This is a genomic window from Klebsiella sp. Q2 (assembly GCF_009900705.1).
GTDB classification, from domain to species: Bacteria; Pseudomonadota; Gammaproteobacteria; order Enterobacterales; family Enterobacteriaceae; genus Klebsiella; species Klebsiella quasipneumoniae.
The window spans coordinates 1515220-1535813 of record NZ_JAAABE010000001.1 but is presented as its reverse complement, the minus strand read 5'-3'; the positions used below and the strand labels follow the sequence as shown (position 1 = coordinate 1535813).

General features: G+C 58.6%; 21 protein-coding genes. 14 read left to right on the top strand and 7 right to left on the bottom strand.

Features of this window, described 5'->3' with window-relative positions; all coding sequences use genetic code 11:
* The first annotated feature begins 153 nt into the window (after positions 1–153).
* Complete coding sequence (gene lpcA / locus GT756_RS07475) at positions 154–735, top strand: D-sedoheptulose 7-phosphate isomerase (RefSeq protein WP_004145825.1); 582 nt, start codon at positions 154–156, stop codon at positions 733–735.
* Between the two features lie 74 nt (positions 736–809).
* Positions 810–1577, top strand: coding sequence for a class II glutamine amidotransferase (locus GT756_RS07470; RefSeq protein ID WP_004204630.1), 768 nt, complete (start codon positions 810–812; stop codon positions 1575–1577).
* Here GT756_RS07470 and dpaA read toward each other — a convergent pair.
* Positions 1548–2288, bottom strand: a complete 741-nt coding sequence (gene dpaA / locus GT756_RS07465) for a peptidoglycan meso-diaminopimelic acid protein amidase (RefSeq protein ID WP_002889699.1) — start codon at positions 2286–2288, stop codon at positions 1548–1550. The genes GT756_RS07470 and dpaA overlap by 30 nt on opposite strands.
* Before the next feature lie 411 nt (positions 2289–2699).
* Here dpaA and GT756_RS07460 point away from each other — a divergent pair, with 411 nt between their 5' ends.
* The 7 genes from GT756_RS07460 to nqrM are packed head-to-tail and all read left to right on the top strand — an operon-like array spanning position 2700 to position 8760.
* Positions 2700–4043: a Na(+)-translocating NADH-quinone reductase subunit A gene (locus tag GT756_RS07460; RefSeq protein WP_004204633.1), complete on the top strand. Its 1344-nt coding sequence runs from the start codon at positions 2700–2702 to the stop codon at positions 4041–4043.
* A gap of 3 nt (positions 4044–4046) precedes the next feature.
* On the top strand, positions 4047–5285 hold the full coding sequence (locus GT756_RS07455; RefSeq protein WP_004204634.1) for an NADH:ubiquinone reductase (Na(+)-transporting) subunit B: 1239 nt from the start codon (positions 4047–4049) through the stop codon (positions 5283–5285).
* Positions 5278–6072: a Na(+)-translocating NADH-quinone reductase subunit C gene (locus tag GT756_RS07450; protein WP_049003844.1), complete on the top strand. Its 795-nt coding sequence runs from the start codon at positions 5278–5280 to the stop codon at positions 6070–6072. The genes GT756_RS07455 and GT756_RS07450 overlap by 8 nt, the downstream gene beginning before the upstream one ends.
* Positions 6065–6703 (top strand): NADH:ubiquinone reductase (Na(+)-transporting) subunit D, encoded by a 639-nt coding sequence (locus GT756_RS07445; RefSeq protein WP_002889716.1) that lies wholly within the window; start codon positions 6065–6067, stop codon positions 6701–6703. Before GT756_RS07450 ends, GT756_RS07445 begins: the two co-directional genes overlap by 8 nt.
* 6 nt (positions 6704–6709) lie before the next feature.
* Positions 6710–7306, top strand: coding sequence for an NADH:ubiquinone reductase (Na(+)-transporting) subunit E (nqrE, locus tag GT756_RS07440; protein ID WP_004177335.1), 597 nt, complete (start codon positions 6710–6712; stop codon positions 7304–7306).
* Between the two features lie 12 nt (positions 7307–7318).
* On the top strand, positions 7319–8542 hold the full coding sequence (gene nqrF / locus GT756_RS07435; protein WP_064177987.1) for an NADH:ubiquinone reductase (Na(+)-transporting) subunit F: 1224 nt from the start codon (positions 7319–7321) through the stop codon (positions 8540–8542).
* A 2-nt stretch (positions 8543–8544) separates the two neighbouring features.
* Positions 8545–8760 carry a (Na+)-NQR maturation NqrM gene (gene nqrM / locus GT756_RS07430; RefSeq protein ID WP_004204638.1) on the top strand — a complete coding sequence of 72 codons (216 nt, stop codon included), beginning with the start codon at positions 8545–8547 and terminating at the stop codon, positions 8758–8760.
* A 147-nt stretch (positions 8761–8907) separates the two neighbouring features.
* Here nqrM and GT756_RS07425 read toward each other — a convergent pair whose 3' ends face one another.
* Entirely contained in the window at positions 8908–9768 is an 861-nt protein-coding gene (locus GT756_RS07425; RefSeq protein ID WP_160124641.1) for a glycerophosphodiester phosphodiesterase family protein, read from the bottom strand.
* A gap of 159 nt (positions 9769–9927) precedes the next feature.
* Here GT756_RS07425 and dinB point away from each other — a divergent pair, with 159 nt between their 5' ends.
* Together dinB and GT756_RS07415 are read left to right on the top strand one after the other, a co-directional pair.
* Positions 9928–10983, top strand: a complete 1056-nt coding sequence (gene dinB / locus GT756_RS07420; protein WP_004204641.1) for a DNA polymerase IV — start codon at positions 9928–9930, stop codon at positions 10981–10983.
* Positions 10984–10985: 2 nt separating this feature from the next.
* A complete protein-coding gene (locus GT756_RS07415; RefSeq protein ID WP_023319792.1) occupies positions 10986–11432 on the top strand; it encodes a GNAT family N-acetyltransferase in 447 nt (148 codons plus the stop codon).
* A 48-nt stretch (positions 11433–11480) separates the two neighbouring features.
* Here GT756_RS07415 and pepD read toward each other — a convergent pair whose 3' ends face one another.
* Entirely contained in the window at positions 11481–12938 is a 1458-nt protein-coding gene (gene pepD / locus GT756_RS07410) for a cytosol nonspecific dipeptidase (protein ID WP_160124640.1), read from the bottom strand.
* A 257-nt stretch (positions 12939–13195) separates the two neighbouring features.
* Here pepD and gpt point away from each other — a divergent pair, with 257 nt between their 5' ends.
* From gpt to crl, 3 genes are all read left to right on the top strand, one after another.
* Positions 13196–13654: a xanthine phosphoribosyltransferase gene (gpt, locus tag GT756_RS07405; protein WP_002889733.1), complete on the top strand. Its 459-nt coding sequence runs from the start codon at positions 13196–13198 to the stop codon at positions 13652–13654.
* Positions 13655–13759: 105 nt separating this feature from the next.
* Positions 13760–15004, top strand: a complete 1245-nt coding sequence (gene frsA, locus GT756_RS07400; RefSeq protein WP_004204644.1) for an esterase FrsA — start codon at positions 13760–13762, stop codon at positions 15002–15004.
* Positions 15005–15061: 57 nt separating this feature from the next.
* Positions 15062–15460 carry a sigma factor-binding protein Crl gene (crl, locus tag GT756_RS07395; RefSeq protein WP_002889793.1) on the top strand — a complete coding sequence of 133 codons (399 nt, stop codon included), beginning with the start codon at positions 15062–15064 and terminating at the stop codon, positions 15458–15460.
* Positions 15461–15557: 97 nt separating this feature from the next.
* Here crl and csiR read toward each other — a convergent pair whose 3' ends face one another.
* The 4 genes from csiR to gabD form a co-directional block, all read right to left on the bottom strand.
* Positions 15558–16250 (bottom strand): DNA-binding transcriptional regulator CsiR, encoded by a 693-nt coding sequence (csiR, locus tag GT756_RS07390; RefSeq protein WP_043521479.1) that lies wholly within the window; start codon positions 16248–16250, stop codon positions 15558–15560.
* 45 nt (positions 16251–16295) lie between these two features.
* On the bottom strand, positions 16296–17696 hold the full coding sequence (gabP, locus tag GT756_RS07385; protein ID WP_004204661.1) for a GABA permease: 1401 nt from the start codon (positions 17694–17696) through the stop codon (positions 16296–16298).
* 135 nt (positions 17697–17831) lie between these two features.
* Positions 17832–19115, bottom strand: coding sequence for a 4-aminobutyrate--2-oxoglutarate transaminase (gabT, locus tag GT756_RS07380; protein WP_004204663.1), 1284 nt, complete (start codon positions 19113–19115; stop codon positions 17832–17834).
* A 12-nt stretch (positions 19116–19127) separates the two neighbouring features.
* Positions 19128–20576, bottom strand: a complete 1449-nt coding sequence (gene gabD / locus GT756_RS07375; protein ID WP_160124639.1) for an NADP-dependent succinate-semialdehyde dehydrogenase — start codon at positions 20574–20576, stop codon at positions 19128–19130.
* Between the last annotated feature and the right edge of the window lie 18 nt (positions 20577–20594).

The following is a 20594-nucleotide window of genomic DNA, read 5'->3' as shown; positions in this document are numbered from 1 at the left end:
TACAAAATAATTACAACCTTGCTCACATTGTTGTATGCAAAAGCGGCACATAAAATCAAAAGGGCGGGGGATAACGCTGCCTGCTGCTTCTCGCTTCGGCGGCTATCCGGTACACTGCCAGGGTTATTCCACTCATACTGAAGGATTATCCTCATGTACCAGGATCTTATTCGTAACGAACTGAACGAAGCCGCGGAAACGCTGGCTAACTTTCTGCAGGACGAAGCCAATATCCATGCTATCCAGCGTGCCGCTGTCCTGCTGGCGGATAGCTTTAAGGCGGGTGGTAAAGTGCTGTCCTGCGGTAACGGCGGTTCCCATTGCGATGCGATGCATTTTGCGGAAGAGCTGACCGGACGTTATCGCGAAAACCGCCCGGGTTATCCGGCCATTGCGATCTCCGACGTCAGCCATCTCTCCTGCGTGAGCAATGATTTTGGCTATGAGTATGTATTCTCCCGCTACGTTGAATCCGTCGGCCGCGCGGGCGATGTGCTGCTTGGCATCTCCACCTCCGGCAACTCCGGCAACGTTATCAAGGCCATAGAAGCCGCGCGGGCGCAGGGGATGAAAGTGATCACCCTGACCGGTAAAGACGGCGGTAAGATGGCCGGGAGCGCCGATGTTGAAATTCGCGTGCCGCACTTTGGCTACGCCGACCGCATTCAGGAGATCCACATCAAAGTGATCCATATCCTGATTATGCTGATCGAAAAAGAGATGGCGAAAGGCTAACAGGCAGGTGAGTGTGTACTGTTGACGGCGGCCTCGCTTCGGCGCCGTCGTGATTTGTGATGGTGAGGTGATCTATGTGCGAACTGCTCGGGATGAGCGCCAATGTGCCAACAGATATCTGTTTTAGCTTTACCGGGCTGGTACAGCGCGGAGGCGGGACGGGGCCGCATAAAGACGGCTGGGGCATCACCTTCTATGAAGGCAAAGGCTGTCGCACATTCAAAGATCCGCAGCCGAGCTTTCAGTCGCCGATCGCGAAACTGGTCCAGGATTACCCGATTAAGTCCTGTTCCGTCGTCGCGCATATCCGCCAGGCCAACCGCGGGATGGTGGCCCTGGAGAATACGCATCCGTTCACCCGCGAGCTGTGGGGGCGCAACTGGACCTACGCGCACAACGGGCAGCTCAAAGGCTATAAATCGCTGAAAACCGGCAATTTCCACCCGGTAGGTGAAACCGACAGTGAAAAGGCCTTCTGCTGGCTGCTGCACCGCTTAACCGAGCGCTACCCGCGTACGCCGGGCAATATGCTGGGCGTATTTAAGTATATCGCCACCCTGGCGGGGGAGCTGCGTGAGAAAGGGGTGTTCAACATGCTGCTATCGGACGGACGCTATGTGATGGCGTTCTGCTCGACCAACCTGCACTGGATCACCCGGCGGGCGCCGTTCGGCGTGGCAAAACTGCTGGACCAGGATGTGGAGATCGACTTTCAACGCGAGACCACACCCAACGATGTGGTCACGGTTATCGCCACGCAGCCGCTGACGGCCAATGAGACCTGGCATAAGATCATGCCAGGCGAGTGGGCGTTATTTTGTCTCGGGGAGCGTATAGTTTGAGGCCAGCTGCGGCTGGACAACCTCGTGGCTGAGCGGCTTGCTCACCACATAGCGGCCGTCGGTCACTGATACGACCGGCGGTTTGTGGGTCTGCTGGAAATAATCATAGCCAGGCTTCAGCTGTTTCCAGAAATCCGCATAGTAGGAGTATTTGTGGCGTTCCATATTGGCGTTGGTCATGCGGAACGGATAGATACTCACCTGCACGCTTGGCTGACCGAAGACTAAGGCGCCGGTCACGAACTGGAAGATCTCATCGATCCCGCTGTCGGTCATGGCGTAGCAGCCGACTGATACGCAGTCGCCGTGGATCATCAGGTATTTCCCTTCATAACCATGGGCGCGATCGTAGGCGTTCGGGAAGCCGATATTAATCGCTTTATAGAAGCGACTGTCGGGTTTGAGCTGGCTGCGGGTGACGTTATAGAACCCTTCCGGGCTCTTAAAATCGCCCTGGCGCTGTTTCGGGCCCAGGCCACCGGAGTAGTTGCAGATCCGATAGCTGTCGAGGAGCTGGTAGGTCTCACCCATTTTGACGTAAAGGTCGAGCATGCGCTCTTCTTTAAAGATCTCAATGTAAACCGGTGAACCCATTAATTGCTGCTTATATTCTTTGCTAACCGGCGTCGTCGGGCTGTTGCTGCTGAGCAGCCCGGCAAATGACACGCACGGCAGCAGAAGCATCGCAATAAATAATGCGATTTTGCGCATACTGCTTGTTCCTTGATAAAACAAAATAGCCACATTGCCAGGACGGCAAGAGAGACCCGAAATCAGAGTTTTCTGGATTTAGAGCGCTCACATTAGCATCACGGCATTTTTTCGCAAGGGCGACGTGGCGGCGTTTACAATTCAGCCTCACTTTATACCCTGACGGCGACGAAAACACAGTGAGAACTTTGCGCAATAGCTCGCATTTTAGAAGCACTTATCGCCCCTTGCGCTACAGCCGCCGCTCACGAAATGTTACACTTGCGCCGGTTCATCACCAGAGTAAGAAAGGATGCTTCTCTTCCGTCCTGAGCGCTACTGGCGCCGTTTTGCCCTTTCTTCTCTACCATTTTGTCAATAAGCTGGCCCCGGCCTGCGTCGGGGTTGAGGTTACGGATACCTGCTAACGATATGATTAAAATCACGAAAGGGCTGGATTTGCCCATAGCTGGCATGCCATTACAGCAGATTTCTTCCGCGCCAGCGGTGAAGCGCGTCGCGCTACTCGGCGAAGAGTACGTCGGCATGCGTCCCGCCATGGCGGTCAAAGAAGGCGATCGGGTCAAAAAAGGTCAGATCCTGTTCGAAGATAAAAAGATCCCCGGCGTCTGCTTTACCGCCCCGGCGAGCGGGGTCGTCAGCGCGATCCACCGCGGTGAACGGCGCGTGTTGCAGTCGGTGGTGATTGATATCGAGGGCAATGACGCGGTGGCGTTTACCCGTTACGCCGCGGACGCGCTGGCTGAACTGCCGCGCGACACCGTGCAGCAGCAGCTGTTGGCGTCGGGCCTGTGGACGGCGCTGCGCACCCGGCCATTCAGTAAAACGCCGCGCCCGGGCAGCGTGCCGGCTGCTATCTTTGTTAACGCCATGGATACCAATCCGCTGGCGGCGGAGCCGCAGCCGATTATTCTGGCCGAACGGGCCGCTTTCGACGCCGGCCTTACCGTGCTGACGCGTCTGACCGACGGGAAAGTCCACGTCTGCCAGCCCAGCGGCGGTAAGCTCGGCGGTCATCCAGCTGGCCAGGTCTGTTTTAACCAGTTCACCGGGCCGCACCCGGCGGGGCTGCCGGGAACGCATATTCACTTTCTGGAGCCGGTGAGCCTGAATAAGCAGGTCTGGCACCTCAATTATCAGGACGCGATCGCCATTGGTAAGCTTTTCCTTGAAGGTGAGCTGAACTGCGAGCGGGTGATTGCGCTCGGCGGCCCGCAGGTGAAGTCGCCGCGGCTGGTCAAAACGACGCTGGGCGCCAGTCTGGACGATCTGCTGGCGGGCGAGCTGGAGGAGGGGGAAAACCGCGTCATTTCCGGCTCGGTGCTCAGCGGTACCCGCGCCCACGGCCCCCACGCCTTCCTCGGGCGTTTCCATCTGCAGGTGAGCGTGGTTCGCGAAGGTCGGGAAAAAGAGCTGTTTGGCTGGGTGATGCCGGGCAAAGAGAAGTTCTCGATTACCCGCACTACGCTAGGCCATTTCTTCAAGCGCAAGCGCTTTCATTTCTCCACCGATACCCACGGCGGCGAGCGGGCGATGGTGCCGATCGGCAACTACGAACGGGTGATGCCGCTGGATATCCTGCCGACTATACTGCTGCGCGATCTGCTGGCCGGGGACACCGACAGCGCTCAGGCGCTGGGCTGTCTGGAGCTGGATGAAGAAGATCTGGCGCTCTGCACCTACGTCTGCCCCGGGAAGTATGAATATGGCCCGGCGCTGCGCAGCGTATTAACCCGGATTGAGCAGGAAGGATAAGAGATGGGCTTAAAGCATCTGATTGAAAAACTTGAGCCGCATTTCACGCACGGCGGCAAGCTGGAAAAATATTACCCGCTGTATGAGGCGGCGGCGACCATCTTCTACACTCCAGGCCAGGTCACCCGCGGCGCGGCGCACGTGCGCGACGCCATCGACCTCAAGCGGATGATGATCCTCGTGTGGTTTGCCGTATTCCCGGCGATGTTCTGGGGGATGTACAACGTCGGGCTGCAGACCATTCCGGCGCTACATAAGCTTTACGGCGCCGAACAACTGCAGCAGGCGATCGCCAACAACTGGCACTATAGCGTCGCCCAGTGGTTAGGGGTGAGCTTCAGCGCCGACGCCGGCTGGCTGAGCATGATGACCTTAGGCGCGGTCTTCTTCCTGCCTATCTATATCACTGTCTTTATCGTCGGCGGCTTCTGGGAAGTGCTGTTCGCTATCGTGCGCAAGCATGAGATCAACGAAGGCTTCTTTGTCACCTCGATTCTGTTTGCGCTGATCGTCCCGCCCACGCTGCCGCTATGGCAGGCGGCGCTGGGGATCTCCTTCGGGGTGGTGATCGCTAAGGAGATTTTCGGCGGCACCGGGCGCAACTTCCTCAACCCGGCGCTGGCGGGGCGCGCGTTCCTGTTCTTCGCCTATCCGGCGCAGATCTCCGGCGACCTGGTGTGGACGGCAGCGGACGGTTTCTCCGGCGCGACGCCGCTCTCCCAGTGGGCCAGCGGCGGCGGTGAAGCGCTGGTTAACGTCGCTACCGGCATCCCGGTGAGCTGGATGGACGCCTTCCTCGGCAATATTCCGGGCTCGATTGGCGAAGTTTCAACGCTGATGATCCTGATCGGCGGCGCGATCATTCTCTTTGGCCGCGTCGCGTCCTGGCGCATCGTCGCCGGGGTAATGATCGGCATGATCGCCACCGCCACCCTGTTTAACGTTATCGGCTCCGACACCAACCCGATGTTCGCTATGCCATGGTACTGGCATCTGGTGCTCGGCGGCTTTGCCTTCGGCATGATGTTTATGGCGACGGACCCGGTATCCGCCTCGTTTACTGATAAAGGGAAATGGAGTTACGGCGTGCTGATCGGCGTGATGTGCGTGCTGATCCGCGTGGTGAACCCGGCTTATCCGGAAGGGATGATGCTGGCGATCCTCTTTGCCAACCTCTTCGCACCGCTGTTCGACTACCTGGTGGTGCAGGCCAATATTAAGCGGAGGAAGTCGCGTGGCTGAGAAGAAAAGTAACGATAGCATCGGCAAAACGCTGCTGGTGGTGCTGGTGCTTTGTCTGGTCTGCTCCATCGTAGTAGCGGGCTCGGCCGTCGGGCTGAAATCCCGCCAGCAGGCGCAGCGGGCGCTGGATAAGCAGCGTAATATCCTGGCGGTGTCCGGCCTGATGCACCCCGGCATGGATGCTGATGCGGTCGCCGACACCTTCGCGGCGCGCATTTCGCCGCGACTGGTGAATCTGGCGACCGGTGAGCTGCTGGAGAAAGACCCGTCAAAATTCAATCAGGCCCAGGCGCTGAAGGATCCGCAACAGAGTATGGCGCTGGACGCCAGCCAGGATCCGGCCGGGATAAAACGCCGCAGTAATCTGGCGGAAATTTACCTGGTGCGTGACGCGCAGCAGAAGATTGAGCAGGTGGTGCTGCCCATTTATGGCAACGGCCTGTGGTCGATGATGTATGCCTTCGTGGCGCTGGACGTCGATGGCCGCACGGTAAAAGGCATTACTTACTACGATCAGGGCGAAACGCCGGGGCTGGGCGGCGAAGTGGAGAACCCGAACTGGCGCCAGCAGTTTGTCGGCAAGCAGGTGCTGGATGACAACGGCATGCCGGCGCTGAGAGTGGTCAAAGGCGGCGCGCGCGCTGGTGACCTGCATGCGGTTGATGGCTTATCGGGCGCCACGCTGACGTCAAATGGCGTACAGCACAGCTTCGATTTCTGGATGGGTGAACTGGGCTTTGGTCCGTTCCTGAAAAAGGTGCGTGAAGGAGGGCTGAACAATGGCTGAACAGAGCGATATGAAAGAGGTGAAGCGCGTGCTGGTGGGCCCGCTCATTGCCAATAACCCCATCGCCCTGCAGGTGCTGGGCGTCTGTTCCGCGCTGGCGGTCACCACTAAACTGGAAACCGCCTTCGTGATGACCATTGCGGTAACCCTGGTGACGGCGTTCTCCAGCATGTTTATCTCGATGATCCGCCACCACATTCCCAACAGCGTGCGCATCATCGTGCAGATGGCGATCATCGCCTCGCTGGTTATCGTGGTGGATCAGCTACTGCGGGCTTTCGCCTATGAGACTTCCAAGCAGCTGTCGGTATTCGTCGGGCTTATCATCACCAACTGCATCGTGATGGGCCGCGCCGAAGCTTACGCCATGAAGTCGCCGCCGCTGGCCAGCTTTATGGACGGTATCGGCAACGGTCTCGGCTACGGCGCGATCCTGATTATCGTCGGCTTCCTGCGCGAGCTTATCGGCAGCGGCAAGCTGTTCGGGATCACGGTGCTGGAGACGGTGCAGAACGGCGGCTGGTATCAGCCGAACGGCCTGTTCCTGCTGGCGCCGAGCGCGTTCTTCATTATCGGTTTGCTGATCTGGGCCCTGCGTAGCTGGAAGCCTGAACAGCAGGAAAAGGAGTAATCGATGATGGCTCATTACATTAGCCTGTTTGTCCGCGCGGTGTTCGTTGAGAACATGGCGCTGGCCTTCTTCCTCGGGATGTGTACCTTCCTCGCGGTGTCGAAAAAGGTCTCCACCGCCTTCGGCCTCGGCGTTGCGGTGACGGTGGTGCTGGGTCTTGCCGTACCGATCAACAACCTGGTGTATAACCTGGTGCTGCGCGACGGCGCGCTGGTGGAAGGGGTGGACCTCAGCTTCCTGAACTTCATCACCTTTATCGGGGTGATCGCCGCGCTGGTGCAGATCCTCGAGATGATCCTCGATAAGTACTTCCCGGCGCTATACAACGCGCTGGGGATCTTCCTGCCGCTTATCGCCGTTAACTGCGCCATTTTCGGCGGTGTGTCGTTCATGGTGCAGCGTGATTACAACTTCCCGGAATCCATCGTCTACGGCTTCGGCTCCGGCATCGGCTGGATGCTGGCGATTGTGGCGATGGCGGGGATCCGCGAAAAGATGAAGTACGCCAACGTGCCTGCCGGCTTGCGCGGGTTAGGGATCACCTTTATCACCACCGGGTTGATGGCGCTGGGCTTTATGTCCTTCTCAGGCGTGCAGCTATAAGGGCGAATAAGTATGGAAATTATTCTTGGCGTCGTGATGTTCACGCTGATTGTGCTGGTGCTGTCGGGGCTTATCCTGGCAGCGCGCTCAAAGCTGGTGAACGCGGGCGACGTGGTTATTGAGATCAATAACGAAGCGGATAAGCAGATCCGCACCCCGGCGGGGGATAAGCTGCTGAACACGCTGTCGAGCAACGGGATTTTTGTCTCCTCCGCCTGCGGCGGCGGCGGCTCCTGCGGCCAGTGTCGGGTGACTATTAAAGAGGGTGGCGGCGATATCCTGCCGACCGAGCTTTCGCATATTACCAAACGTGAAGCCAAAGCCGGCTGCCGTCTGGCCTGCCAGGTCGCGGTGAAGCAGAACATGAAGATTGAGCTACCGGAGGAAATCTTCGGTGTGAAAAAATGGGAGTGTGAAGTTATCTCCAATGATAACAAAGCCACTTTCATTAAAGAGCTCAAGCTGCGGATCCCGGAGGGGGAGGTGGTGCCGTTCCGCGCGGGGGGCTATATTCAGATCGAATGCCCGCCGCATAAAGTGGCCTATGCTGACTTCGATATTCCGGATGAATACCGCTCGGACTGGGACAAGTTCAACCTGTTCCGCTACGTCTCTGAGGTGAAAGAGCCGACCCTGCGCGCCTACTCGATGGCTAACTATCCGGAAGAGAAGGGTATCATTATGCTCAACGTGCGCATTGCGACGCCGCCGCCGAAGGTGCCGGATGCCCCGCCGGGGATCATGTCGTCCTATATCTGGTCGCTGAAGCCGGGCGATAAGGTGACGATTTCCGGGCCGTTCGGCGAGTTCTTTGCCAAAGAAACCGACGCTGAGATGGTGTTTATCGGCGGCGGCGCCGGGATGGCGCCGATGCGTTCGCATATTTTCGACCAGCTCAAGCGCCTGCACAGCACACGCAAAATCAGCTTCTGGTACGGAGCGCGCTCGCTGCGCGAGATGTTCTACGATGATGAGTTTGAACAGCTGGCGCGGGATAACCCGAATTTTACCTTCCACGTCGCGCTCTCCGATCCGCTGCCGGAAGATAACTGGACGGGGCATACCGGCTTTATCCATAACGTTCTGTACGAGAACTATCTGCGCGATCACCCGGCGCCGGAAGACTGCGAGTTCTACATGTGCGGGCCGCCGGTAATGAATGCCGCGGTGATTAAGATGCTGAAGGATCTGGGCGTCGAGGACGAGAATATTCTGCTCGACGACTTTGGAGGCTGACGATGCTGACGGTGTTTGTCGCAACCTTTGTGATTTTTGCGTTGGTGATCCTCGGGATGTCGCTGGGCTACCTGGTGAAGCGCAAGAGCATTCAGGGCAGCTGCGGGGGGATCTCCTCGCTGGGGCTGGAGAAAGTCTGCGACTGTCCTGAGCCCTGCGACGCGCGTAAGAAACGTCTCGCCCGCGAGGCGCAGCGCCAGCAGCGGCGTATTTTGTAATCTTTGGCCATTTTGGCCCGGAGGCGCTGCGCTTGCCGGGCCTGCTGCTTCGGTTTTGTAGGCCGGGTAAGGCGCCAGCCGCCACCCGGCAACAACATGCCAGCAATGTGAGGCCGCTTTCGTGGCCTTTTTTCTCCCTTTGCGCCCTTACTGCCAGCTTTTCGCCTGCGCCGGGGAATCAACCATCACGCCGTCAGCGCCCAGCGCCTTCGCCGTGCGGTAATCTTCCGCACTGTTGATGCCGAAGAAGATAATGTGCGCTTTGCCCTGCGAGCGGAAGCAATCCATCGCCTCTTTATCCCAGGTGAGCGTCGCCGGGGAGATCCCTTCTCCAAGGGTGAATTTCTCCACCACCTCTACCTTGCGCTTCAGCTCCAGCCCATACCACTGTTCGCCTTCGCGCTGGCTGGCAGGCTGGCACTGATGGCTGAGCGAAATACTGGCGAGCCTGGTGCGGGTTTCGCTACGGGTGACGAAGCGGGGAATAGCCGGCGGCAGCGCGGCGATATAGCGGTCTTCGGTGGAATAGACCCGCACGCGATTGAGGCTGTGCGTGGCTTTTAACACCGCAAGCAGGCGCTCGCCCATCACGATCGGGTCGGCATCCGGAGATTTAATGTCGATGTAGAAGAACGTGTGCGGCCATTGCTGCAAAACGGCTTGCAGCGTGGGAATGGTAGCCTGCTTGCCGCGCCAGGGGTGGCTGTCATCACCCCATTTCCAGCCGGCATCGACTTTCGCCAGCTCGGCGGCGGTCAAACTGGAAACTTTGCCCTCGCTATTGGTCAATGCGGAAAGATCGCTTGACCGGTAGAGCACCGGCACGCCGTCGCGGCTTAACTGCACGGTGACCCAGATGGCCTCAGCGTTATTCTCCAGCGCCAGCTTGATCGCTGGCAGGGTATTTTCCGGCGCATCGCCGGTGCCGCCGCGGTGGGCAATCAGCTGTGGGGCTGCCCAGGCGCCGGCGGTGGCCACCAGGCAAAGTGCGGTAAGTATTTTCTTCATGATTACACCTTCCAGATTCATTGGTTAACTTTATGAAAATAAACATAATTCATTGCATTTTTATGTTTTGACCGCTTTTTTAGCCGATGAAATAAAAAAAGCATCAAATTCGCAGCGAGTTTTGCTATGCTGTATGGGTATACAGTGTTGAGTCTGACGATGCGTAAAATTATCCATGTCGATATGGACTGTTTCTTTGCGGCGGTGGAGATGCGCGACAACCCGGCGTTGCGCGATATCCCCCTCGCAATAGGCGGCAGTCGGGTACAGCGTGGCGTGATTAGTACCGCGAACTATCCTGCGCGCAAGTTTGGCGTGCGCAGCGCTATGCCGACGGCGACAGCGCTCAAGCTGTGCCCGCATCTCACACTGCTTCCCGGCCGCTTCGATGCCTACAAAGAAGCCTCGAACCATATCCGCGAAATTTTCTCCCGCTACACCTCGCGCATTGAGCCGCTGTCGCTGGATGAAGCCTATCTTGACGTCAGCGACAGCGTGCATTGTCACGGGTCGGCCACCCTGATAGCCCAGGAGATCCGCGAAACCATTGAACGGGAGCTGCGCCTCACCGCCTCGGCGGGGGTCGCGCCGGTAAAGTTTCTTGCCAAAATCGCCTCTGACATGAATAAACCCAACGGCCAGTTCGTTATCGCTCCCCATCAGGTGGCTGAGTTTGTGCGGGCGCTGCCGCTGGCGAAAATACCCGGCGTCGGGAAGGTATCGGCAGCGAAGCTGGAAAATATGGGCCTGCGTACCTGTGGCGATGTGCAGAACAGCGATCTGGCCATGCTGCTTAAGCGCTTCGGTAAATTTGGCCGTATTTTGTGGGAGCGTAGCCACGGGATTGATGAGCGGGAAATCCATAACGACCGGCAGCGCAAGTCGGTGGGCGTGGAGCGCACCCTGGCGGAAGATATTCACGAATGGCCGGAGTGCGAAGCGATAATCGAAAACCTCTACCCGGAGCTGGAGCGCCGGCTGGCGAAGGTTAAACCGGACCTGCTGATCGCCCGTCAGGGGATTAAACTGAAATTCAATGACTTCCAGCTGACCACCCAGGAGCACGTCTGGCCGCGGCTGAACAAAGCGGATCTGATTGCCACCGCGCACAAGGCCTGGGATGAGCGCCGTGGCGGACGTGGCGTGCGTCTGGTTGGGCTCCACGTAACGCTGCTCGATCCGCAGCTGGAAAGGCAGCTTTTATTAGGGATTTAACCATGCACATTCGCCCTTACCACGACAGCGATTTACCACTGCTCTGCCAGATCTTTCTGCGCGCGGTGCGGGAAACGGCCAGCCGGGACTATACCCCGGCGCAGATTGCGGCCTGGGCGCAGGTGGATGAGACGCGCTGGCGGCAAAAGCTGGCTGATTCAATCGGGCTGGTGGCGGAAGTAGAGCATCAACCGGTTGGCTTTATCACCGCCATCGGGACGCATATCGATTTACTCTTCGTCTCGCCGGATCATGGCCGGCAGGGTATCGGCGGCGCGCTTATCGAGGCGCTCTGCGCTCAGTATCCTGCGCAAATCCTGACGGTGGACGCCAGCATTACGGCAAAACCCTGTTTTACAGCCCATGGCTTTAAGGTGGTGGCTGAGCAGCGGGTAGCGGCGCGCGGAGAGTGGTTTATTAACTACCGGATGGAAAGCGCGGGTCGCTAAGGTGAGGCGGGTGAAAAACCGGCGGCGGACTGCCGCCGGTGGTAGTGCTTATTTAGCCGGAATGGCTTTCAGCAGCTCGGTCAGCAGCGTCCAGTACTGGCCGACGCTTTCGATATGTACCTGCTCATCCGGAGAGTGCGGACCGGTAATGGTCGGCCCGATGGAGACCATGTCCATTTCCGGATACGGTTTTTTGAACAGGCCGCATTCCAGACCGGCGTGGATGATCTGGATGTTCGGCGTCTTGTTGAACAGACGCTGATAGGTCTCGCGCACCAGGTGCATCACCGGCGAATTGGCGTCCGGTTGCCAGCCAGGGTAAGCGCCTTTGGCTTCGTTTTTCGCCCCCGCCAGCTTACCCAGAGAATCCAGCATGCTGACCACGTAGTCTTTGCCGCTGTCGATCAGCGAGCGGATCAGGCAGTGGATCTGTACGTTGTCATCGGTCATGGTGACGACGCCGACGTTCAGCGAAGTTTCCACTACGCCTTTCGCCACGTCAGAGTTGCGGATAACCCCGTTCGGCGTGGCGTTCAGCAGACGGATGAAAGTGTCGCGGGAAGCCTGAGTCAGCGCCGCTTTGTCGTTATCGACCGCTTCCACGAGCACCACCAGGTTCTTCTCTTTGGCCTCCAGCTCGTTTTTCAGCAGCGCCTGGTAAGTATTCACCAGCGCTTTCAGCGCATCGGCTTTATCCGCGGCGACGGCGACAGTAGCGTAAGCTTCACGCGGGATGGCGTTGCGCAACGTGCCGCCGTTGAAATCGACCAGACGCAGATCCAGCTCATCGGCGTGGCCGGCGAGGAAGCGCGACAGCAGCTTGTTGGCGTTACCCAGACCAAGGTGAATATCACCGCCGGAGTGGCCGCCTTTCAGCCCTTTTAAGGTGACTTTAAAGCTCTGGAACCCGGCCGGAATCGCTTCGCGGGTCAGCGCCAGGTTAGAGGTGAAATCGATCCCGCCGGCGCAACCCATGTAGATTTCGCCTTCTTCTTCGGAGTCGGTGTTGATCAGGATATCGGCCTGTAGCCAGTTGGCCTGCAGACCGAACGCGCCGTCCATGCCGGCTTCTTCGGTCATGGTCAGCAGCACTTCCAGCGGGCCGTGAGCGACGCTATCATCGGCCAGTACCGCCAGTGCGGACGCCATTCCGATACCGTTGTCCGCGCCCAGCGTGGTGCCGCGCGCTTTCACCCATTCGCCGTCAATGTACGGCTGGATCGGATCTTTAACGAAGTCGTGGACGGTGTCGTTATTTTTCTGCGGCACCATATCGAGGTGCGCCTGCAGCGCTACCGGCTTACGGTTTTCCATACCGGCAGTCGCGCCTTTACGAATCAGAATGTTGCCAACCTGGTCGCGTTCCGCGTGTAAGCCTTTTTCTTTTGCCCAACCCATAATGTGCTCGGCGAGCTGTTCTTCGTGATAGGACGGGTGCGGGATGGAGCAAATCTTGGCAAAAATATCCCAAAGCGGCTGCGGGGATAGTTGAGACAGTTCAGACACGGTAAGTCTCCTTACAGACTCCTGCATACAGCGGTTGCAGGACGAGGGTTAGCGTTAAAATACACAACAAGCCCGGGCTTGCGCGATGGGGTTGAGAATACCACTTTCCACCGCCGCAGGTAGTGTAAACAACGCAAAAAGCGTTGCGCAAACCGCTTAACACTGGTTTTTAGTGCGTCAGATCTCTATAATCTCGCGCAACCATTTTCCCCCTCGAACATTATTTAAGCCGTATTACACAGGCTGGGACACTTCACATGAGCGAAAAATACGTCGTCACCTGGGACATGTTGCAGATTCACGCCCGCAAACTGGCCAGCCGTCTGCTGCCGGTTGAGCAATGGAAAGGCATTATTGCCGTTAGCCGCGGCGGACTGGTACCGGGAGCGTTACTGGCGCGTGAACTGGGCATTCGTCATGTTGATACCGTATGCATCTCCAGCTACGACCATGATAACCAGCGCGAGCTGAAAGTGCTGAAACGTGCGGAAGGCGATGGCGAAGGCTTTATCGTTATCGACGATCTGGTGGATACCGGCGGGACCGCTGTGGCGATCCGCGAAATGTATCCCAAAGCGCACTTTGTCACCATTTTCGCCAAACCGGCAGGCCGTCCGCTGGTGGATGATTACGTGGTTGATATTCCGCAGGATACCTGGATTGAACAGCCGTGGGATATGGGCGTGGTGTTTGTACCGCCTATCGCAGGTCGTTAATTCTTCAGGACAGTGCTATTTACCACGCCCGGCTTGCCGGGCGTGGTTTTTTTTATCCTTTAGCAGGTTACAATATCCGGAGTGGCACTACGACGGAGACTGCACATGTCACAGGCTAACCTTAGCGAAACGCTGTTTAAACCTCGCTTCAAACATCCAGAAACCTCTACGCTGGTGCGCCGGTTTTCTGCCGGAAAACCCCAGGCGATGCAGTCAGCGCTGAGCGGCAATCACGTCGATCACTGGTACCGTCTGATCAATCGCTTAATGTGGATCTGGCGCGGCGTAACCCCGCAAGAGATTCTCGATGTGCAAGCGCGCATTGTAATGAGCGAGGCCGAACGAACCGATCCCGAGCTGTTCGATACCGTTATCGGCTATCGCGGCGGCAACTGGATTTTTGAGTGGGCGAAAGAAGCCATGCAGTGGCAGCAAAAGGCCGGGCAGGAAGCCGATCCTTTGCTGAGCGGCCGCCACTGGCTGCATGCTTCGAACCTGTACAGCATTGCCGCTTATCCGCATATCAAAGGCGATGAGCTGGCGGAACAGGCGCAGGCTTTAGCCAACCGGGCGTATGAAGAGGCCGCCCAGCGGCTGCCTGGCGCCCTGCGCGAGCTGGAGTTTACTATCCCTGGCGGCTCGCCGATAACCGGCTTTTTGCATATGCCGAAAGGCGAGGGGCCGTTTCCGACGGTGCTGATGTGCGGGGGGCTGGACTCGCTGCAGACCGATTATTACAACCTGTATGAAAACTACTTCTCACCGCTCGGCATTGCCATGCTGACCATTGATATGCCCTCCATCGGCTTCTCATCAAAATGGACGCTGAATCAGGACACCAGCCTGCTGCATCAGCACGCGCTGCGCCATCTGGAAAATGTGCCGTGGATTGACCATACCCGGGTCGCCGCCTTCGGCTTCCGCTTTGGCGCCAATATCGCGGTGCGTCTCGGTTACCTGGAGCCGCAGCGGCTGAAGGCCGTAGCCTGTCTGGGGCCGGTGGTCCACGGTCTGCTGGTGGATCCCCTGCATCAGGGGCGCGTGCCGGAGATGTACCTCGACGTGCTGGCCTCGCGGCTGGGCATGCATGACGCATCCGATGAAGCGCTGCGCGTGGAGCTCAATCGCTATTCGCTCAAAACCCAGGGACTGCTGGGGCGCCGTTGCCCGACGCCGATGCTCTCCGGCTTCTGGAAGGATGATCCGTTCAGCCCTGAAGAGGAGTCGCGGTTAATCACCTCGTCATCTGCCGATGGCAAACTGCTGGAGATCCCGTTTAACCCGGTGTATCGCAATTTTGATCACGCATTGCGACAGATCGCCCGCTGGATCAATCATAGATTTGGTTAATTTATTGCTAAATTCTATTGGTTTGGTAAAACAGTTGCATCACTAAAGGAGATCGCAATGACGTTACCGAGTGGACACCTGAAAAGTAAGTTGATCAAGAAATTCACGGCGCTAGGGCCTTACATTCGCGAAGAGCAGTGCCATGACAACCGTTTCTTTTTCGATTGCCTGGCAGTTTGCGTCAATGTTAAGCCCGCGCCGGAGAAGCGTGAATTCTGGGGCTGGTGGATGGAAATGGAAGCACAAGAGTCACGTTTTACCTATAGCTACCAGTTTGGTCTGTTCAATAAAGAAGGGTCATGGCAGGCGGTCGACATTGACGACCCGGAAGTGAGCGACAGACTGGAAAAAACGCTGCGCGAGTTTCACGAGCGCGCGGCAGCACTGCTGACCACCTTTAATCTGAAGCTGGAACCGGCCGACGATTTCAGCGAGCCGGTTCGTCTGCGGGCCTGATTGATCTACGGATACGATTTCTCCACGCCCGTGCGGCGTGGAGGAGCGTGACGAAGACGTTGCCGGCATCCCCGTACTTTCTACCCCACCGCCTGACTCACACTACCTGCGGCTGCAGCTTGTCGGCCATCGCCTGCTGAATAATCGGGATCGGAGTCAGTAAGTGCTCGCGCATCAGCGCGCTGGCCTGTTCAGCGTCGCGCGCCAGAATAGCGTCCACCAGAGTCTGATGCTGGACATGCTTATCTTCCAGCATCTCCACCGACAGCACAGTGGTGCGCAGCCAGATGAAGCGGTAGCGGGCAGCCAGGTCGAACAGCCGTTCGCGCATCTGCAGCAGATACTGCGAACCGCAGCCGGCGACGATGGCGGTGTGAAATGCCTGATGGCGCTGGTCCCATTCATCGAGTAAGTGCTCACTCGCTTCGCACGACTCCAGCTTGTTGAGCAGATGGGCGCGAGCCAGCAGCTCGGCTTCCCACTCATCGCCGCCGCGCTCAATGGCGAGGCGCACCAGCATGGCTTCCATGTTGGCGCGCGCGTCGAAGATATCGAGAAGCTCCTGTTCCGACATGGGCGCTACCCGATAGCCTTTCTGATTGACCACCGTCACCAGCCGCTCGGCCACCAGCTGCGAAAGCGCCTCGCGCAGCGGACCGACCCCCAGGGCATAGCGCGAGGTCAACAGGCTCATCCGCAGCTTCTCATCGGGTTGGTAGACCCCGCGGATGATGTCGTTTTTTAACCAACGGTACCCGTCAATGGCCGTCGCCTGGGAAATGGCGGTCATGTTCTTACTCCTGAATACTCTTCCCGGCGGGCGCCGGGAAGAGGGTTAACGCGTATTTTGCAGCGGCAGTTTTTGCCACAATACCAGCTTTTTCCAGCGCGACATAATCGGTACCGTACAAATAATTCCCAATGCTAACAGGCCGGTAGAGATCACCTCCAGCTGCTGCGCCGGACGGAACAGCATCACCACCAACACGAAGGTGATAAAGGCGATCACCAGCCAGGTCAGATACGGATAGAGCCACATTCTGAGACGGATCTCGCCGCCTTGCGCCTGAAGGATTTTGCGCATCCGCAGTTGCGAAACGGCGATCACCAGATAGACCAGCAGGGCGATGGCGCCGGAGCTGTCGATGAGGAATTTAAACACCTTGGCAGGCGCGTAGTAGTTTACCACCACGGTGAGGAATGCCGCGCCGGTGGAGAGCAGCACCGCCACGTACGGCGTTTTGCTGCGGTTGGTCCGCCCCATGATGGCCGGCGCATCGCCGCGACGGCTCAGGGAGTAGAGCATCCGCGAAGCGGTATACAGCGCCGAGTTCAGACAGCTGGTGACCGACAGGAGGATCACGCCGTCCATAATCAGCTTGGCATAGGGAATATGCAGCAGCTCGAGCACCGAGCGGTAGGAGCCGATGCTCTTCAGCCCCGGCATATTCCATGGGATGAGAGCGACGACGATAAAGATCGAGCACAGATAAAAAATAGAGATACGCCAGATCACCGAGTTGGTGGCGCGCACGATATGTTTATCCGGGGTATCCGATTCGGCGGCGGCAATAGTGACAATCTCTGCGCCCATAAACGAGAACATGGTGATCAGCATCGCGCTGAGCACCGCGCCGAAGCCGTTGGGCATAAAGCCGCCGTGATCCCATAGACGCGAAATGCCGCTCACCTCGGCATAGGGATAAAAACCGGTAATGGCGACCGCGCCCAGTACGATAAACGCCAGAATAGCGACCACTTTGCACAGCGCCAGCCAGAACTCGAATTCGCCGTAGTTTTTGACGCTCAGCAGGTTACTGCCGGTGAGGGCGAGGGTGATGACCAGGGAGAACAACCACACCGGGACGCCCGGCACCCATGAATGCAAAATAATCGCCGCGATATTGGCTTCCAGCGGAATAACCAGGACCCAAAACCACCAGTACAGCCAGCCGATGGTATACCCCGCCCAGCGGCCGATGGCTTTATCGGCGTAGGTGGAAAAGGAGCCGGTATCCGGCGTGGCGACCGCCATTTCGGCCAGCATACGCATAATCATCACCACCAGCAGCCCGGCAAACAGATAGGCCAGCAGCACCGCCGGGCCCGCCTCGGCAATGGCGACGCTGGATCCGACAAATAAACTCGCGCCGATCACCCCGGCGATAGATAACATTGTGACGTGGCGCGACTTCAGTCCCGCCCCTAAATCCTGTGATTGCGACAGTTGCCCCATCATTTACCCTCTCGAAGTGTGTCACCTGGGAGAGCGCCCCGACATTCCCGCGCCGGGGCACGCGTATTATTGTTGTTTTGCAGGTCTCGTCTTCATTCCCTTACTAACGTACTTCGTGTCCGCATATCTGTTGTTCTATGCCTGTTTTGCCTCGGTAAAGCAGTCGGCGATGATCTTCAGCCCCTGCTCGATCTGCGCCTCTTCGATGGTCAGTGGCACCAGGATGCGCAGTACGTTGTAGTACGGCCCGCAGGAGAGCAGGATCAGGCCTTTGTCGCGCGCGCGGGCGACGATATCCGCCGTGAGTCTTGCGTTCGGTCTGCTGTGGTCGCCCTCTTCAAACAGCTCGATGGCGATCATCGCTCCCAGACCGCGGACATCGCCGATCTCCGGATGATCTTCAGCGATCGCCAGCAGGCCCTGGCGCAGGGTATCGCCGAGCTGGTTGGCTTTTTCCAGCAGGTTTTCCTGCTCGAAAATCTGCAATACCGCCAGGGCGGCGGCGCAGGCGATGGGGTTGCCGGCGTAGGTGCCGCCCAGTCCGCCGGGGGCGATGGCGTCCATCACCTCCGCACGGCCGGTGACGCCCGCCAGCGGGAAACCGCCGGCGATGGATTTGGCGAAGGTGGTGATATCCGCCGCGACGCCCATCTGCTCCATGGCGAACAGGGTACCGGTGCGGCCCGCGCCGCTCTGAACCTCATCGGCGATGAGCATAATGCCGTGCTCGTCGCACAGGGCGCGCAGGCGCTGCATAAAGGCCGGGGAGGCGGCATAGAATCCGCCTTCACCCTGCACCGGCTCGATAATGATGGCGGCGATATCTTCCGGCGCGGCATCGTTTTTGAAGATGCGATGGATGCTGGCGATCGCCTCGTCATCGCTGACGCCGTGCAGCGCGCACGGGTAGAGGGCGCGATAGACGTGGCCCGGCATTAAGCCCATACCGGCGGAGTAAGGATTCACTTTACCGGTCAGCGACAGGGTGTAGTGGGTACGGCCGTGATAGGCGCCGGTGAAGGCGATAGCGCCGCTGCGCCCGGTTGCCGCGCGGGCGATCTTCACCGCGTTCTCCACCGCTTCCGACCCGGTGGTGACCAGCAGGGTTTTCTTGGCGAAATCACCTGGCACCTTCTGGTTCATCTTTTCGCACAGCGCCAGGTAGGGCTCGTAGGCCAGCACCTGGAAGCAGGTATGGGACAGCTTTTTCAGCTGGTCCTCCACGGCGGCGACAATCTGCGGATGCAGGTGGCCGGTATTGAGCACCGCGATACCGCCGGCAAAATCGAGATATTCCCGCCCTTCGACGTCCCACACCCGGCAGTTCTCCGCGCGCTCGGCGAAGATAGGATGGATCTGGCCGACGCCGCGCGGGACCGCGTCGCTGCGACGCGCCATTAATGCTTTATTGCTGTTCATCCGACACTCCTGTTAAAGGCCAATACACATGTATTTGATTTCTAAGTAGTCTTCGATACCGTACTTCGACCCTTCGCGGCCGAGGCCGGAGGCCTTAACGCCGCCGAACGGGGCGACTTCGGTGGAGATAATGCCGGTATTGATGCCGATGATGCCGTACTCCAGCGCTTCGCCGACGCGGAACACGCGGCTCAGATCGCGGGCGTAGAAATAGGCGGCGAGGCCGAACTCGGTATCGTTGGCCTGGGCAATGACGTCGGCTTCATCTTTAAAGCGGAACAGCGGGGCCAGCGGGCCGAAGGTCTCCTCTTTCGCCACTTTGGCGCTGTCGGGAACGTTGACCAGGATGGTCGGCTGGAAGAAGTTGCCGCCCAGGGCGTGCGGTTTGCCGCCGGTGACCACCTTCGCGCCTTTGGCGATGGCGTCGGCAATGTGTTCTTCAACTTTGGCGACGGCTTTCTCGTCGATCAGCGGGCCGGTGGTGACCCCGTCCTGCAGGCCGTCGCCAATGCGCAGTTTTTCCACCGCCTGCTGCAGCTTCTCGGCGAAACGTTCATATACCCCGTCCTGGACGTACAGGCGGTTGGCGCAAACGCAGGTCTGCCCGGCGTTGCGGAACTTCGACGCCAGCGCCCCCTCGACGGCTTTGTCGAGGTCGGCATCGTCGAAGACGATAAACGGCGCGTTGCCGCCCAGCTCCAGGGAGACTTTTTTGATGTCTTTCGCGCACTGCTCCATCAGCTGGCGGCCAATCTCGGTCGAGCCGGTAAAGGAGAGCTTGCGCACCAGCGGGTTACTGGTCAGTTCGCCGCCGACCGCGCCGGCTGAGCCGGTGACCACGTTGAACACCCCGGCGGGGATCCCGGCGCGATTCGCCAGTTCGGCCAGCGCCAGCGCAGAAAACGGCGTCTGGCTGGCCGGTTTCAGGACCATGGTGCAGCCCGCAGCCAGCGCCGGGCCCGCTTTGCGGGTGATCATCGCCGCCGGGAAGTTCCACGGGGTGATGGCGGCGGTAACGCCGATGGGCTGCTTAATCACCAGCAGGCGCTTGTCGGCCTGGTGGTCAGGAATGGTGTCGCCGTAAATGCGCTTACCTTCTTCGGCGAACCACTCAATAAAGGAGGCGGCGTAGCTGATTTCACCTTTGGCTTCCGCCAGCGGTTTCCCCTGCTCGAGGGTCATCAGACGAGCGAGATCGTCCTGATTCTCCATCATAAGATCGAACCAGCGGCGCAGAATGTTCGCCCGCTCTTTGGCGGTGAGGGCACGCCAGGCGGGAAGGGCGCGGTTAGCTGCCTCGATCGCTTGTCGGGTTTCGTCGGCGCCCATTTTCGGCACGCTGCCGAGCTGCTCGCCGTTGGCCGGGTTGGTCACCGCAATCACGTCGCCGTTGGGCGCATCGCGCCACTGACCATCAATCAGCGCCTGCTGGCGAAACAGAGTCATATCGTTGAGTTGCATAATCGCTTCCTGTCTTCA

Excerpts from the sequence above, each read along its gene's own strand:
- lpcA (WP_004145825.1), top strand. The coding sequence starts at position 154 with ATGTACCAGGATCTTATTCGTAACGAACTGAACGAAGCCGCGGAAACG.
- GT756_RS07470 (WP_004204630.1), top strand. The coding sequence starts at position 810 with ATGTGCGAACTGCTCGGGATGAGCGCCAATGTGCCAACAGATATCTGT.
- dpaA (WP_002889699.1), bottom strand. The coding sequence starts at position 2,288 with ATGCGCAAAATCGCATTATTTATTGCGATGCTTCTGCTGCCGTGCGTG.
- GT756_RS07460 (WP_004204633.1), top strand. The coding sequence starts at position 2,700 with ATGATTAAAATCACGAAAGGGCTGGATTTGCCCATAGCTGGCATGCCA.
- GT756_RS07455 (WP_004204634.1), top strand. The coding sequence starts at position 4,047 with ATGGGCTTAAAGCATCTGATTGAAAAACTTGAGCCGCATTTCACGCAC.
- GT756_RS07445 (WP_002889716.1), top strand. The coding sequence starts at position 6,065 with ATGGCTGAACAGAGCGATATGAAAGAGGTGAAGCGCGTGCTGGTGGGC.
- nqrE (WP_004177335.1), top strand. The coding sequence starts at position 6,710 with ATGGCTCATTACATTAGCCTGTTTGTCCGCGCGGTGTTCGTTGAGAAC.
- nqrF (WP_064177987.1), top strand. The coding sequence starts at position 7,319 with ATGGAAATTATTCTTGGCGTCGTGATGTTCACGCTGATTGTGCTGGTG.
- nqrM (WP_004204638.1), top strand. The coding sequence starts at position 8,545 with ATGCTGACGGTGTTTGTCGCAACCTTTGTGATTTTTGCGTTGGTGATC.
- GT756_RS07425 (WP_160124641.1), bottom strand. The coding sequence starts at position 9,768 with ATGAAGAAAATACTTACCGCACTTTGCCTGGTGGCCACCGCCGGCGCC.
- dinB (WP_004204641.1), top strand. The coding sequence starts at position 9,928 with ATGCGTAAAATTATCCATGTCGATATGGACTGTTTCTTTGCGGCGGTG.
- GT756_RS07415 (WP_023319792.1), top strand. The coding sequence starts at position 10,986 with ATGCACATTCGCCCTTACCACGACAGCGATTTACCACTGCTCTGCCAG.
- gpt (WP_002889733.1), top strand. The coding sequence starts at position 13,196 with ATGAGCGAAAAATACGTCGTCACCTGGGACATGTTGCAGATTCACGCC.
- frsA (WP_004204644.1), top strand. The coding sequence starts at position 13,760 with ATGTCACAGGCTAACCTTAGCGAAACGCTGTTTAAACCTCGCTTCAAA.
- crl (WP_002889793.1), top strand. The coding sequence starts at position 15,062 with ATGACGTTACCGAGTGGACACCTGAAAAGTAAGTTGATCAAGAAATTC.
- csiR (WP_043521479.1), bottom strand. The coding sequence starts at position 16,250 with ATGACCGCCATTTCCCAGGCGACGGCCATTGACGGGTACCGTTGGTTA.
- gabP (WP_004204661.1), bottom strand. The coding sequence starts at position 17,696 with ATGGGGCAACTGTCGCAATCACAGGATTTAGGGGCGGGACTGAAGTCG.
- gabT (WP_004204663.1), bottom strand. The coding sequence starts at position 19,115 with ATGAACAGCAATAAAGCATTAATGGCGCGTCGCAGCGACGCGGTCCCG.
- gabD (WP_160124639.1), bottom strand. The coding sequence starts at position 20,576 with ATGCAACTCAACGATATGACTCTGTTTCGCCAGCAGGCGCTGATTGAT.